The sequence below is a fragment of the Streptomyces sp. NRRL S-340 genome, assembly GCF_000720185.1.
In the GTDB taxonomy this organism is placed as follows: Bacteria; Actinomycetota; Actinomycetes; order Streptomycetales; family Streptomycetaceae; genus Streptomyces.
On the sequence record NZ_JOIY01000034.1, the window covers coordinates 89,131 to 103,555 of the forward strand.

11 protein-coding genes are annotated in these 14,425 nt (G+C 72.8%); 8 read left to right on the forward strand and 3 right to left on the reverse strand.

The genetic code is table 11. The annotated features are described in order from the left end of the window. Positions 1–79: 79 nt before the first annotated feature. The 3 genes from IG64_RS25755 to IG64_RS25765 all read right to left on the reverse strand — a co-directional run bounded on the left by IG64_RS25755 (position 80) and on the right by IG64_RS25765 (position 4,220). Positions 80–1,789 (reverse strand): carbohydrate-binding module family 20 domain-containing protein, encoded by a 1,710-nt coding sequence (locus tag IG64_RS25755; RefSeq protein ID WP_037860429.1) that lies wholly within the window; start codon positions 1,787–1,789, stop codon positions 80–82. Between the two features lie 389 nt (positions 1,790–2,178). Then, positions 2,179–3,156, reverse strand: coding sequence for a dTDP-glucose 4,6-dehydratase (gene rfbB, locus IG64_RS25760; protein WP_037860430.1), 978 nt, complete (start codon positions 3,154–3,156; stop codon positions 2,179–2,181). Continuing rightward, positions 3,153–4,220 (reverse strand): glucose-1-phosphate thymidylyltransferase, encoded by a 1,068-nt coding sequence (locus IG64_RS25765; RefSeq protein ID WP_037860495.1) that lies wholly within the window; start codon positions 4,218–4,220, stop codon positions 3,153–3,155. The genes rfbB and IG64_RS25765 overlap by 4 nt, the downstream gene beginning before the upstream one ends. Before the next feature lie 247 nt (positions 4,221–4,467). Here IG64_RS25765 and IG64_RS25770 point away from each other — a divergent pair, with 247 nt between their 5' ends. The 8 genes from IG64_RS25770 to IG64_RS25805 are packed head-to-tail and all read left to right on the forward strand — an operon-like array spanning position 4,468 to position 14,368. Then, positions 4,468–5,760 carry an aspartate aminotransferase family protein gene (locus tag IG64_RS25770; protein WP_234438611.1) on the forward strand — a complete coding sequence of 431 codons (1,293 nt, stop codon included), beginning with the start codon at positions 4,468–4,470 and terminating at the stop codon, positions 5,758–5,760. Next, complete coding sequence (locus tag IG64_RS25775; protein WP_078884218.1) at positions 5,757–6,848, forward strand: ABC transporter ATP-binding protein; 1,092 nt, start codon at positions 5,757–5,759, stop codon at positions 6,846–6,848. The genes IG64_RS25770 and IG64_RS25775 overlap by 4 nt, the downstream gene beginning before the upstream one ends. Continuing rightward, positions 6,845–7,756, forward strand: a complete 912-nt coding sequence (locus IG64_RS25780; RefSeq protein ID WP_078884219.1) for an ABC transporter permease — start codon at positions 6,845–6,847, stop codon at positions 7,754–7,756. Before IG64_RS25775 ends, IG64_RS25780 begins: the two co-directional genes overlap by 4 nt. Then, positions 7,753–8,553 carry an ABC transporter permease gene (locus IG64_RS25785; RefSeq protein ID WP_051813340.1) on the forward strand — a complete coding sequence of 267 codons (801 nt, stop codon included), beginning with the start codon at positions 7,753–7,755 and terminating at the stop codon, positions 8,551–8,553. Before IG64_RS25780 ends, IG64_RS25785 begins: the two co-directional genes overlap by 4 nt. A gap of 47 nt (positions 8,554–8,600) precedes the next feature. After that, on the forward strand, positions 8,601–10,148 hold the full coding sequence (locus IG64_RS25790; protein WP_158771638.1) for a hypothetical protein: 1,548 nt from the start codon (positions 8,601–8,603) through the stop codon (positions 10,146–10,148). After that, on the forward strand, positions 10,145–12,277 hold the full coding sequence (locus IG64_RS25795) for a glycosyltransferase (RefSeq protein ID WP_234438612.1): 2,133 nt from the start codon (positions 10,145–10,147) through the stop codon (positions 12,275–12,277). The genes IG64_RS25790 and IG64_RS25795 overlap by 4 nt, the downstream gene beginning before the upstream one ends. Beyond that, the gene (locus tag IG64_RS25800) at positions 12,270–13,415 is read left to right on the forward strand and encodes a sugar phosphate nucleotidyltransferase (protein WP_234438613.1); all 1,146 of its coding nucleotides are present in this window, start codon (positions 12,270–12,272) and stop codon (positions 13,413–13,415) included. Before IG64_RS25795 ends, IG64_RS25800 begins: the two co-directional genes overlap by 8 nt. Next, a complete protein-coding gene (locus tag IG64_RS25805; RefSeq protein WP_051813341.1) occupies positions 13,412–14,368 on the forward strand; it encodes a carbohydrate kinase family protein in 957 nt (318 codons plus the stop codon). Before IG64_RS25800 ends, IG64_RS25805 begins: the two co-directional genes overlap by 4 nt. The last annotated feature ends 57 nt before the right edge of the window (positions 14,369–14,425 follow it).

Consider the following 14,425-nt stretch of genomic DNA (forward strand, 5'->3'; position numbering starts at 1 on the left):
GCCCGTGCCGGGACCTGGTGGCGGCTCGTGCCGTGCGGCGGTCAGCCGCCCGGGTGGGCGGCTTCCCGCTGTACGGCGGTCAGCCGCGCCAGGTGTCGTTCAGGGTGAGCAGGCCGCCGGTGCCGACGGTGGCGGTGCGGTTGGCGCCGCTCTCCCAGGTGACGTTGCCGCTCGCGTCCTTGCGGAGGTACTTGTACTGGAAGGCCGTGCCCGCGGGCAGGGAGACGTCCAGCTTCCACACGGGGTAGCTCGCGGGGTCCAGCTTCAGGGCGTTGGCGGTGTTCCAGTTGCCGAGCGCGGCGTTGTCCCCGGTGACGTAGATGTTCTGGCCCCACTGGGTGGTGGCGTTGACGTGGAAGGACGCGCCGGTGGCGGTGCTGCCGCCGTCGCCGCCGCCGTTGCCGGAGCCGCCGCAGGTCTTCGCGCCGACGTGCAGGGCGAGCGCGGAGTCGGCGCCGAGCGTGGCGGTGAACTGCCCGGAGGAGTTCACGGTGACGCCCTTGCCGCTCTGCACGTCGCAGTAGTCGCCGGCCGGCAGGGAGGTCTGGAAGGTGCGGGTCAGTGCGGAGCCCTCGTGGTTGATGGCGACGTAGGCCTTGTCACCGCGGCCGAAGGCGATCTGGTTGCCGCCGTTGTCCCACCAGTCGGTCACCGCGGTCCCGGCGGCCGTGTTGCGGAGCTTGACCATGCTCGCGATCTCGCGCCAGGCGTGCTCGCACTTCCAGCCGTCGGTGTAGCAGGCGTTGACCTGCCCGTTGTCCGGGCCTCCGGCGTCCTTGTCGCTGAACTCGTAGCCGGAGTGGACGTCGGGCGAGCCGTAGGGCCAGGCCAGCATGAAGACGTGTGCGAGGGTGTACTTGGCGCCGTCCTTGTAGGTGAGGGTGCCGCCGTTGCGCTCGGTGTCGTGGTTGGTGATGAACACGGAGGCCTTGTCGGAGCGGACCAGGCCCCAGTCCTCGCCGAAGTTCTTCAGCTCCGAGAGCTTCTCGTTGTTGAAGACCCGCTTGAGGTCGTAGGCGTAGTTGAACTCCTGGACGTCGCCGGTGCCGTAGTACTCGGGCGGCTGCACCGCCTCGCCGGCCGCGCCGATCGTCTCCTGCTTCCAGTAGACGCCGGGGGAGGTCAGCCGGGACTTGATGTTGGCGAGGTCGTCCTCGGGGATGTGCTTGGCCGCGTCGATGCGGAAGCCGTCGACGCCGAGGGAGAGCAGGTCGTTCATGTACCCGGCGATGGTCTTGCGGACGTACTCCTCGCCGGTGTCCAGGTCGGGCAGGCCGCCCATCTCGCAGTGCTGGACGTTCCAGCGGTCCGCGTAGTTGGTGACCGGCGAGGTGCAGTCGTCCATGTCGGCGGCGGAGTACGTGCCCGGGTAGTCGTACTTGCTGAAGGGCGAACCCGCGGTGCCGGTGCCGGAGGCGTTGGCCATGTGGTTGATCACGGTGTCCGCGACCACCTTCACGCCGGCGGCGTGGCAGGTGTCGACCATGCTCCTGAACGCGGCGCGGTCGCCGAGCTTGGTGCCGATCTTGTAGCTGACCGGCTGGTAGGCCGTCCACCAGGAACTTCCCTGGATGTGCTCGTTCGGCGGGGAGACCTGAACGTATCCGTACCCGTCGGGGCCCAGCTCGTCCGTGCAGGCCTTGGCGACGGAGGCGAAGTTCCACTCGAACATCACCGCGGTGACGTCCTTGCCGCCCGGCGCCGCGGCCTGGGCGGGCGTGGGTGCCGTGACGGCCACAGCGGCTCCCGCCAGGGCGGCGAGTGCAGCGGCCACGGTCTTTCTGGCCATGTTTTCTCCAGTTCGTGGGGTGGGGTGACACCGGAGCAGCAGCCTCGAGTGGCAACGCGCCGTGCCGGAGAAGGCCGTGTGACTCTTGCCGCCGATGTTTCTTGCTGCAAGAGATTGCGGCCGAGAACGTACGGCGCCGCATTACCGTGGGTCAACCCCTCCCGCGGAAAAGACCGTTCATCAGGCGATCGACGCCCGTAGAACACCGCAAGGCCTTTCGCAAAAATTTCAGCGATGCTACGTTCGTCGAACTCCGGCCCCCGGTCGGGGGGTTGGTCCGCCGGTCAGCCGCCGGGTCACCCCCACGCGCCCGGCCGGCCGGCCGGAGTACCCCAGTCCCCCCACCCCTCCCCCTTCTCACCTCTCCCCCCGTTCTTCCACGGCCCTGTTCAGGACGAGGTCAGCAACGGCTCCCACCACGTGCGGTGGGCGCGGTACCAGTCCACCGTCCCGGTCAGCGCGGCGTCGAAGCCGACCTGGGGCCGGTAGCCGAGTTCCGCGGTGATCCGGCCGTGGTCGACGGCGTACCGGCGGTCGTGCCCCGGCCGGTCGGTGACGTGCGTGATGCGGTCGGGGCCCGCGCCGCACCGTTCGAGCAGGCGGTGCGCGAGGTCCAGGTTGGTCAGCACCGTGCCGCCGCCGATGTTGTAGACGCGGCCGGGCCGGCCCCCCGTGCGCACCAGTTCCACCGCGTGCACGTGGTCGTCCACGTGCAGCCAGTCGCGCACCTGCGCGCCGTCGCCGTACACCGGCAGGTTCCCGCCGGTCAGCAGCGCGGTCACGAAGCGCGGGATGACCTTCTCGGGGTGCTGGTAGGGGCCGAAGTTGTTGGTGCAGCGGGTCACCCGGACGTCGAGGCCGCGGGTGTGGTGGTGGGCGAGCGCGATGAGGTCGGCCGCCGCCTTGGAGGCCGCGTACGGCGAGCTGGGCCGCAGCGGGTCGTCCTCCACGGCGGCGCCCCGGGGCAGCGAGCCGTAGACCTCGTCGGTGGAGATCTGCACGAAGGTGCGCACGCCGTGCCGCAGGGCGGCGTCGAGGAGGGTCTGGGTGCCGACCACGTTGGTGCGGGTGAAGCCGGAGCCGTCCTCGATCGAGCGGTCCACGTGGGACTCGGCGGCGAAGTGCACGATGTCGTCGTGCCCGGCGGCCAGCTTCCGCACGGTCGCCGGGTCGCACACGTCGCCCTCGACGAAGGTGAGCCGGCCGTCCCCGCGGACCGCGTCGAGGCGGGTGAGGCTGCCGGCGTAGGTGAGTTTGTCGAGCACGGTCACCTCGACGCCGGGCGGGCCGGCCGGGCCGAGCAGCGTGCGGACGTAGGCGGAGCCGATGAAGCCGGCTCCGCCGGTGACGAGAACGCGGGATGTCATGAGTACAACTGCACCTTGCTGTGGTCGCCGATGACGAGACGGTGGGCCTGCGGGAGCCGGGGCGCCGCGGCCACGGTCGCCTCGCGGCCGATGAGTGACTGCTCGATCCGGGCGGCACCCTCCACACACGCGCCCCGCAGGAGCACGGAGTAGCCGATCGCGCTGTCCTCGATCCGGCAGTCCTCGGCGATGGCGGTGTAGGGGCCGACGCTGGAGTTGCTGACGACGGCTCCCGCCCCGATCACCACGGGGCCGACGATACGCGACCCCCTGACGACGGCGCCCTCCTCGACACGGACCCGGCCCACCAGCACGCTGTGCGGGTCGACCTTGCCGTCGACGCGCCCCTCGATCCGGTCCAGGACGTGCCGGTTGGCCTCCAGCATGTCGTCGACGCTGCCGGTGTCGCGCCAGGGCCGGGTGGTCGTCTCGCCGCGCACGGCCAGGCCCCGGTCGATCATCCACTGCACCGCGTGGGTGATCTCCAGCTCGCCGCGGCCGGAGGGCCGGATGGCGCGCACCGCCTCGTGCACGGCCGGGGAGAAGGCGTAGACGCCGATGAGCGCGAGGTCGCTGGCCGGGTGCTCGGGTTTCTCCTCCAGCCGCCGGACCAGTCCGCCGTCGTCGACCTCGGCGACGCCGAAGGCGCTCGGGTCGGGCACCGGGGTGAGCAGCAGCCGTGCGGCGTCGTGGCCGGCCGCGGCGCGGCGCACGAAGCCGCTGACACCGTCCTCCAGGTAGTTGTCCCCGAGGTAGAGCAGGAAGTCGTCGTCGCCGAGGAAGTCCCGGGCGAGCAGGACCGCGTGCGCGAGGCCGAGCGGCGCCGACTGGTGCAGGTAGGTCACCCGCACGCCGAAAGCCGCTCCGTCGCCGAGCACCTGGCGGATGTCGTCGGCGTGGCCGCCGACCACGACACCCACCTCCTCGATGCCCGCCTCGGCGATGGCCTGCAGGGCGTAGGCGAGGACGGGTTTGTTGGCGATGGGCAGGAGCTGTTTGGCGCGTGTGTGGGTGAAGGGCCGCAGTCTGCTGCCTGTGCCGCCCGCCAGGACCAGGGCTTTCACACCGGCCACCGGTGTCGCGCAAGGGGCTGGGTCTGTGGTCTCACGGATCTCTCCTCGAACGCGGGTCGCGGTGTCACCGGCTGAGCTGTTCCTGACTCAAGCAGAGGTGTGCCGAGCAGCGCAAGGCGCTTCTGAAATTTTCAGCAAGTCCTTGCAGAGGGCGCGTCTTTGGTGTTTGACTCGCCACCGGCATCGCCCAACGGCGCGGCGCAGCGCGCAGTTCGCACACATGAGTTGGGGGCAGTACGTGACAGGTCGGCACCAGCGGGAACGGCTGGAGCGGGAGGCCGGGCATCTGGCACCGGGCGCCTCGGAGGAGGCCGCCGTGGGGCGCCGGGTGTTCGCCGAGGGCCGCGGCCCCGTCCTCACCGATCTCGACGGCAACCAGTACCTCGACTTCGCGGCGGGCACCCTGACCCAGTCACTGGGCCACGGGCACCCCGAGGTCGTCCGGGCGCTCACCGAGCAGGCGGGCCGGCTGTGGAACGTGCACGACTCGGCCACACCCGAGCGGGCCGCGCTCCTGGACCTGCTGGCCCGGCTGCTGCCCGAACAGCTGAACACCTATGCGCTGTTCTCCACCGGCGCCGAGGTCGTCGAGGCCGCGCTGCGCGTGGTGCAGGCGACCGCGCCGCCCGGCCGCAACCGGATCGGCGCGCTGCGCGGCGGCTTCCACGGCAAGACCATGGGCGCCCGGATGCTCGTCCACTGGGACGTCGGCCACCAGGCGTTCGCCGGCAACTCCGTGCTCGGGTACTCCGCCTACTGCTACCGCTGCCCGCTGGAACTCACCTACCCCTCGTGCGGGGTGCGGTGCGCCTCGCTGGTGCGCCGGCACATCGCCGAGAAGCCGAACGTCTCCGCGCTGGTCTTCGAGCCCGTGCTCGGCGCCGCCGGCGTGGTCGTGCCGCCGCCGGGCTACTGGGAGCAGATCGCGGAGGCGTGCCGCTCCCACGGGGTGCTGCTCGTCGCCGACGAGGTGCTGACCGGCGGCGGCCGCACCGGAACGTTCCTGGCCAGCGAGCAGTTCGGCGTCGAACCCGACCTGGTGACCCTGTCCAAGGGGATGGCCAGCGGGTTCCCGTTCGCCGTGCTGGCCGGGCGCTCGGAGCTGCTGCGCCATCCGGCGGCGGCCGGGGCGGGGGCCTACGCCTCGACGTACGCGGGCAACCCGCTGGGCATCGCCGCCGCCCGCGCCACCCTGGAGGTCGTCGAACGCGACCGGCTGATCGAGCGGGTACGGGTCCTCGGGGACCTGCTGCGCGAGCGGCTGGCGGCGCTGCACGCGCGGTTCGACAACCTCGGTGACGTGCGCGGCATCGGACTGCTGTACGGACTGGAGTTCGTCACCGACCGGGCGAGCCGCACCCCCGCGCCCGACCTGGCCCGCGCGGTGTACACCACCGCGCTCGACCTGGGTCTGCGGGTCGCCCTCGGCGGGCACATCCTGCGGCTGGCACCGCCGTTCACCCTGGACGAACCGCTGCTGGACGAGGGCGTGCGACTGCTCGAACAGGCCATGGAGCGGGTGCTGTCGTGATCGTCGCGGAGAACCTCGTCAAGGAGTTCCGGATCCCCGAACGCAGGTCCGGCCTGGCCGGCAGCCTGTCCACGCTGCTGACCCGCCGGCACCGCGTCGTGCGCGCGGTCGACGACGTGTCCTTCACCGTCCCGGCCGGCTCGAAGACGGCGTACATCGGCGCCAACGGGGCCGGCAAGTCCACCACGATCAAGATGCTCACCGGCATCATGACGCCCACCAGCGGGCGCTGCCTGGTCGGCGGCATCGAGCCCTACCGGCACCGGCAGCTCAACGCGCGCGGCATCGGCGTCGTCTTCGGACAGCGCAGCCAGCTGTGGTGGGACCTGTCCGTGCCGGACTCCTTCCGCATCCTGCGCAGGATCTACGACATCCCCGACGCGGTCTACCGCCGCAACCTCGCCCTGTACCGGGAACTCCTGGACATCGACGCCCTCGGCGGCACACCCGTGCGCCAGCTCAGCCTGGGCCAGCGGATGCGCGCCGAGATCGCGGCGAGCCTGCTGCACGACCCGGCGGTGGTGTTCTGGGACGAGCCGACCATCGGCCTGGACATGGTCCTCAAGGACGCGGTGCGCCACCTGGTCAACCACGTCCACCGGGAGCTGGGCACCACGGTCGTGCTCACCAGCCACGACATCACCGACATCGCCGCGATCTGCGACAGCGCGCTGGTCGTGGACCGGGGGCGGGTGGTGCACCAGGGCAGCATCCGGGACCTGCTGCGCGGCGCCGACCGGCGCTCGGTCGTGTTCGACCACCGCGGCGGCCCCGCCCCCGCGGCGGCCTGCGCGGACATCGAGCGGGGACTGCCGGGGGTGACGGCCTCGCCCGGCGAGGACGGCCGGATCCGCGTGGAGTACCCGGTGGAGCGGCTCACCTCGCGACAGGTGCTGGGCTTCCTCCTGGACCGCTTCGACCTGGCGGACTGCTACGCGCCCGAACCGGACCTGGAGGACGTGCTCCGCGAGATCTACGGCGGCGGACGGCGGGAGGCGGTCCCGGCCGGCGTCCCGGGCGCGGCCGACGTCCCGGCCGCGGACCGCGTCCCGGGCGCGGGCGCCCGGGAGGACGGTGGTCCCGTATGACCGGCTCGGCACCCGCACCCGCCTCCGGCCACGGACCCGGGCACGCATCCGCGTCCGGCCGCGCGCCCGGCCCCGGAAAGGTCCGCGGCCCCGGCCCCCTGGGGCGCGTCCGCCCCTACCTGTCCTTCGCCACCGGCGGCCTGCAGTCGCTGCTCCAGTACCGCTCGACGTTCGTCATGACCGGGGTCACCGCCGCGGCCGGCGCCGCCGTCACCGTCTTCCTGTGGCGGGCGGTGTACGCGGACGCCCCGCCCGGCGGCGGTCCGGGCGGTTTCACCGCCGAGGGCATCACCACCTACCTGCTGATGGCCCAGGTCCTCCAGGTGCTGCACGCCAACCGGGTGGACGACGAGGTCGCCGCCGAGGTGTACCGCGGTGACGTCGCGGTCATGCTGGTGCGGCCGGTCAGCTACCCGGTGGTGCGGTTCTTCGCCTGTCTGCCCGTGGTCGCGGCCAACGCCGTGCTGGTCGGGGTGCCGGTGCTCGTCCTGTTCGCCCTGCTGGTGCCGCTGACCGTGCCCCGGCCGGCGGACGTGCCGCTGTTCCTGGTCTCGGCCGCGCTCTCCGTCCTCCTCGCCTTCTTCGTGAACCTGCTGACCGGGATGACCGGCTTCCTCACCACCAACACCTGGGGGGTGCGGATGGTGAAGCAGAGCGTGGTCGCCTTCTTCGCCGGTCAGCTGGTGCCGATCGCGCTCATGCCGGGCCCGCTCGCGGCGCTCGCCTCCGCGCTGCCCTTCCGCGGCATGGTCGACGCCCCGCTGACCCTGCTGCTCGGCCGCTACGACGGCTGGACGGGCGCGGCCGACGTGCTCGCCCGGCAACTGGGCTGGGTGGCCGCCCTGACGGTGCTCACCACCGTGCTGTGGCGGGCCTCGCTGAGCCGGCTGGAGGTGCTCGGCGGATGACCCGGACGGTGTGGCGCCACGTGCGCCTGGCGTTCTTCCTCGGCGGTGTCGGGCTGCACCGGCTGACCGCGTACCGGATGGACTTCGCCCTGGGGGCGGGTGCCTTCCTGGTGCGGGTCGGACTCCAGACGGCGGTGGTGGGCCTGGTCTTCCGCCAGGTCCCGGCGGTGGGCGGCTGGACCTACCACGAGGTGCTGTTCCTGCTCGGCTTCTCGCTGCTGCCGCGCGGCCTGGACCACCTCTTCACCGACCAGCTGTGGGAACTGGGCCGCAAGCTCGTGCAGCGCGGCGAGTTCTACCGCTATCTGATCCGCCCGGTGAACCCGCTCTTCTCGCTGCTGTCGGAGCGCTTCTTCCACCCCGACGGCCTGGGCGAACTGGTCGTCGGCGCCGCCCTGGTGGGCTGGACCGGCAGCGAACTGGACCTGCACCTGACGCCGTTGCAGTGGGCCGTCGCACCGCTGCTCGTGCTGTGCGGGGCGCTCATCCACACCGCCGTGAAGCTGCTCTTCGCCTCGCTGTCCTTCTGGACCGTGACCAGCCTGCCGTCGATGTACGCGGCGAGCCAGGTGTCCGAGTTCGCCGCCTACCCGCTGGACATCTACCACTCCTCGCTGCGCGCCCTGCTGACCTGGGTGCTGCCCTTCGCCTTCACCTCCTACGTGCCGTGCGTCTACCTGCTGACCGGCGCGACGGGACTGGTGGTGTGGCTGCCGGTGGTGACGGCGGGAGCCCTGGCCGTCGCCCTGACCGTCTGGCGGCGCGGCGTCAACGCCTACGAGATGACCGGGAGTTGAGCGAGTTGAGCGAGTCGCACGAGCCGACCGAGTTGAACGGGCCGAGCGTGATTGTGCCGGATGACGCGCAGCTCGGGGCGCTGCTGCGCGACGCCCCGTGGATGTCCCACGACGCCCGCGCCGCCGACCGCTTCGAGCGGATCGACCACGCGGTGCTGGGCCCGCACGACCTGCTGCTCGTGGTGGCCGCGGTGGGCGGCCCCGCGTCCGGGCAGCGGTTCTTCGTCCCGGTACGGACCGGCGGGCCGGACGGCGCACCCGGGGGCGGGCCCGGGGACGGGGACGCCACCGCCGGACTCGCGGCCGTGCGCCGGGTGCTGGCCGGGACACCGCTGCGCACCGCGCGCGGCGGGGTCCTGGAGTTCCGGCGGGCGCCCGGCGTCCCGGCCGGCGAGGTGCGGCGCCTGCCGTTCGACCAGGGCTGGTCGTCCAACGCCCTGTCGCTGGTGGAGATCGGCGGCCTCGCCCACATCCACAAGACCTACCGGCGGCTGGACGAGACCGTCCGCGAACCCGGGCTGCTGCGGCTGATGAGCGGCACCGGGCGCACCCCCGAGTGGGCCGGTGACTACACGTACACCGACCCGGTGCGCGGCACCCGGCACCCGCTGGGCGTCCTGTACCGCCACGCGCCGGGCCGGGGCATCGACGTACCGCTGCGGGAGAACCTGCGCTCCCTGTGGCCGCGGCTGACCGGGCAGGGAGCGGCGCCCGAAGGGCTCGTCCGGGCTCATCTGCGCCCCCTGGAGGAGAACCTGCGCGCCGCCGGGAGTTTCCTGCGCGCCTTCCACCGGGACCTGTCGGCGCTCCTGGGCGCGCCCTCGGCCGGCTATCCGGTGGGCGAGGCGCTGGAGCGTGCCGCGCGGCGGCTGGCCGGCCTGGAGGGCGCCGCACAGCCCCCGGCCGGAGCCTCGGGGGACGGGCCGTCCCTGCCGTCCGCCGCCCGAGGTGCCGCCTTCGCCGCCCTGGAGCGCGAAGTGGCTCTGCTGGGCCAGGAGTTCGCCGGGGCGGACACGGCGCCGGGCGCCGGGCCCTGCCACGGCGACCTGCACCTGTCGCACCTGCTGTGCGGTGAGCAGGACACCGACGGCGCCCCCTGGCGGATGAGCGTCATCGACCTGTCCACGCCCGCCGTGTCACCCGACGACCCGGCCTACGCCGCCCAGTCGCCGCTCCAGGACCTCGTCGCCGTCCAGCGCGCCCTGGAGTACTTCGCGGCCGACGAGGCCGCCTTCGAGAGCGCCCGCCGGCTCGGCATCGACTCCACCCTGACCATGTACGCCTCCCTGGAGGTTACCGGCGAGGCGTCCCCGGACGGTGCCGACGGTCTGCCGCCCGGCGGGCGGGCCGTGGTGGACGCCGTGTTCCGCACCGCCGACACCTGGCGCGCGCACGTGCTGCGCCTGCTGCTCGGCCCCGCCCCCGACAGCCCGCTGCGGCGCCTGCTCTACCTGCGCCGCCTGCTGCACGAGCTGGGCTACAACCACGACCACGCCCGCCCCTACCACGCAGCGATCGACCTGCGCCACGCGCTCGCGCTGGCGCCGGACACCGCCCCGACGACCCCCGCCCCGACGACCCCCGCGAGGACATGACCGTCGTGAACGCGCCCCGGCCGCCCCGCACCTCCCCCGAGCCCCGGATGCACGTCATCGAGACGTACTTCGAGTGCTGCGGCTTCGACCACACCTTCCTGCAGGGCGGCACCTCCGTCTACCTGTGGAACCTCTCCAGGACCTTCGCCGCCCGCGGCCACCGGGTCTCCATCGTGACCCCGGCGCACGGCCGCCTCGACGACCTGCGCAGCCGCTACGACGTGGAGGACCTGCCCTACGACGACGCCTACACGCTGCCGGTGGCCCTGGACACCCGCGTGTGGCACGGCTTCCCCTCCGAGGTGCGGCTGCCGCTGCGCACCACCGCCCACCGCATCCGGCTCGACGGTGTGGACCTGTACTTCCTGTCCAACGAGTACCTGGACCGGCTGCCGGACACCTTCTACCCGCCCTACTCCGCCAAGGGACGGGACCTGGTCTTCTTCAAGCCGCTGGTGTTCCAGGTGGACTGCGTGCGGTTCCTGCGCGCCTGGTTCGGCCAGGAGCGGGCGATCGTGCACGCGCACGAGCCGTACTACCACCACCTGCTGCCGGCCGCGCTGCGCGCGGACCCCACCAAGCTGGTCGTCAGCAACGTGCAGAGCAACATGCCGATCGCGAAGAAGGTGTACGCGCCCGAGGTGGAACGGCTCTTCGAGCTGCTCGGCGTGGACGTGAAGCTGCCCGGACCGGACCCCGAGCCCGACGTGCCCGCGGCCGTCGTCCAGTACCAGCAGCTCACCCACCTGCACTACACCTACCCGCAGGACCACGTGGCGCTCTACGAGCTGACCGCCGAGCACGCCGACCTGATCGACTTCCTCTCCCCCGGTCAGCTCGACTTCTACGCCTCCTTCCGGGACACCCCCTTCGAGGCGCTTTTCCGGCGGCTGCCGATCGCCGACGTGGTGCGGCGCAACGCGCACAAGATGTTCGTCGGCGGCTGCGCCATCTCCGACCAGTGGCTGGCCTGGGACCCCGAGGGGGTCGACCGGACCGAGGTGCTCGGCGGCCTGGGCCTGGACCCGGCGCTGCCCACGTTCTTCCACAACGCCCGCTACGCCGTCCACCACAAGGGCCAGGTGGAGCTGGTGCGGGCCGTGGACCGGGTGCTCGGCGAGGGCCTGGCGGCCAACTTCGTCGTCCGCTGCATCTCCGGCGCCGGCATCGACGACCCGTACTTCCACGAGGTCGCCGCCCGGCACGCGGGCCGGCTGCACCTGGAGTGGGAGCGGGTGCCCGAGGAGCGGGTGTTCGCGTACGCCGCCGCCTCGGACTTCGCGCTCTTCCCGTCCAAGTTCGAGATGGACACCTTCCTCATCGCGCAGGGCGAGGCGATGGCCGCGGGAGCGGTGCCCATCGCCACCGACCAGCGTGGCATGGAGCACTTCCGGCACGCCGACGGACCGGAGACCACCACCGGCTTCGCGGTCAACCGGTCCTTCGCGGAGGACGACGAGCTGCTGGTCGCCGCGCTCGCCGACCGCATCCGGCAGGCGGCGGCGCTGTGGTCCGCGGAGCCGGACCGCTACCAGGAGCTGTCGCGGCGGGCCTCGGCAGTCGCCCGGGTCTTCACCTGGGACCACTGCGCCGACCTGCACCTGGCGGCGTTCACGGAGCTGTGGGAGGGCCGGCCGCCGGTTCTGTCTCCTGAACTCGCCCTGAGGCACGGCTGGTTCGACCTGCTCCCCGACGACCTGGGGTACGACCGGCAGGCCGCGGCCGACGCCGCCGTGGACCACGGCGACCTCGACGCCTACGCGCGCCACGCCCCGCTCGACGCGGACGCCGCCCGCCGGATCTTCCGTGCCGCCTGGCTGCGGGCCGACTTCGCCGCCTGCGAGCAGGTCCTCGCCCGCGTCCCCGGCGCCGTGCCGCCCGCGGAGGTGACCGCGCTGCGCGAGCGCCGGCGGGTGAGCGGCACCCGTCTGGAGTACCGGCTGCCGCACGCCGAACGGGTGGAAGTGGTCGGCGCGCGGCCGGACTCGGACCGGGCCCTGCCCGAGGTGACCACCCTGGAGCGCACCGCACCGGGCGTCTTCACGGGTGAGGCACCGGCCGACGGCACCCAGCTCCTGCTCACCCTCTCCTGCGGCCGTGTCACCTGGGACGAGGTGCGCCATGTCTGATCCTCGGGCACATGACCCGCGCGGAACCGGCCTGCGGGGCGTGCGCGCGGTGCTGCTGGCCGGCGGCGAGGGCCGGCGCATGGGACCGCTGGGCACCGGCCGGCTCAAGCCGCTGGTCCCCTTCGGCGGCGCCTGCCGGCTCATCGACTTCAGCCTGGCCAACGCCCGCGCCTCGGGCCTGCCGGAGGTGCTGCTGCTGTCGCAGTACGAGGAGCGGCTGCTGATGGACGACCTGCACCGGGTGTGGAACGCCCGGCCGGGCTTCCGGGTGCTCTTCGGGCCGTACGACAGCGCCTACCGGGCCGTCCCCGCGGGCCGCCTGCCCGGTGAACTGCCCGCCCGGACCTGGCCGTTGGAGCGCGGCACCGCGGACGCGCTGATCCGCAAGGCGGAGTACGTCTTCACCGAGGGCACCGAGCACGTCCTGGTGCTGCACGCCGATCACGTCTACCGCTACGACTACGGTCCGCTGGTCGCGGCGCACCGGGCGTCCGGGGCCGCGCTGACCGTCGCCTACCAGCGCATCGACCCGCGCTGGGTGCACCTGTTCGGCATGGTCGGCTTCGACGGCCGCGGCCGGCTCACCGAGTTCGTGGAGAAACCGGAGAACCCCACCTCCGACCTGGTCTTCGCGGCGTTCTGCGTGTTCGACGCGGCCGTGCTGCGCCGCTACCTGACCGCGCTGGACGGCACCGGCTGGCAGCACGACATCAGCCGGGACGTGATCCCCGCGATGCTCGCGGCCGGGGAGCACATCCGCGGGCACGAGGTGCGCGGCCACTGGGAGGACATCGGCACCGTGGAGCGCTACCACCGCGCGCATCTGGCGCTGGCCGCCGGTCCGCGCGCGCCGCTACCGGTGACCGAGATGCCGCTGACCGTCCGCCCGGGCACCGCCCGGCACTGGGTGGCCGAGGCCGCCGGCGTGCGTGCCAGCCTGGTCCCGGCCGACCTGGTCAACGCCGGTCTGGTGGAGGACAGCGTGCTGTTCCCGGGCGTGCGGATCGGCGCGGGGGCGCGGGTGCGGCGCAGCGTGGTGCTGCCCGGTGCCGTGGTGGCGCCGGGCGAGGACATCGACGGGGCGGTCGTCCTGGAGGACGGCCAGGTCCAGCAAGTCACCGAAGGAGTGAGGGCATGACCGTCTCGGGACAGGCCGCGGGCGAGCGGCGGGGTTCGGGCGACTACGACGTGCTGGTGGTCGGCGGTGTGGGCGTCGACACCATCGTGCGGGTCGACGAACTGCGGGTGCCGCCGGGCGACTCGGTGTTCGTGGAGCCGCTGCGGGACTACGTGGGGCACACCGGCAACGGGGTGGCGCTGGGCTGGCACACGCTGGGCCTGCGGACCAAGTTCATCGACTTCCTCGGCGACGATCCGCAGGGCCGCATGGTGCTCGACCACTACGCGCGCCACGGCCTGGACTTCAGTCACGTCGTCTCGCCGCACGGCACCCCGCGCGCGGCCAACCTCGTCGACCCGCAGGGGCGGCGGTTCTCCTTCTACGACGGCCGGCACCCCGCCGGGCTGAGGCTGCCGCGCGACTTCTACCTGCCGTTCCTGGAGCGCTCCGCGCACGTCCACCTGTCGATCACCGGCCACAACCAGGACATGTACGAGGACATCCACCGCCTGGGCGTGACCAGTTCGACGGACCTGCACGACTGGGACGGGCGCAACCCGCACCACCGTACGTACGCCCTCGCCTCCGACTACGTGTTCCTGAGCGCGGCGGCGATCCACGACCGGGTGGAGGCGGTGCTGCGGTCGGTCGTCGAGGAGGGCCGGGCGCGGTTCGCCGTCGCCACGGACGGCGCCGACGGCTGCCACCTGCTGGTGCGCGGCGAGGACCGGGTGCGGCACTTCCCGGCGGTGCGTCCGGAGCGGCCGGTGGTGGACACCAACGGCGCGGGCGACGCGTTCGTCACGGCGTTCCTGCACACCCTCTTCGAGGGGCGTGAGCTGGAGGAGTGCGTGCTGGCGGGTTCGGTGGCCGGCGCGTTCGTGTGCGGCAGCGTGGGCACCCACACCGAGTTCATCGGCCTGCCGGAGCTGCGCGCCGCCGGCGCCCGCGCCGCCGCGGCACTCGGATGAGGCGGGAACGCATGCACGGGACACGGACATCCGGCGCACAGGGACTGCCCGGGACAC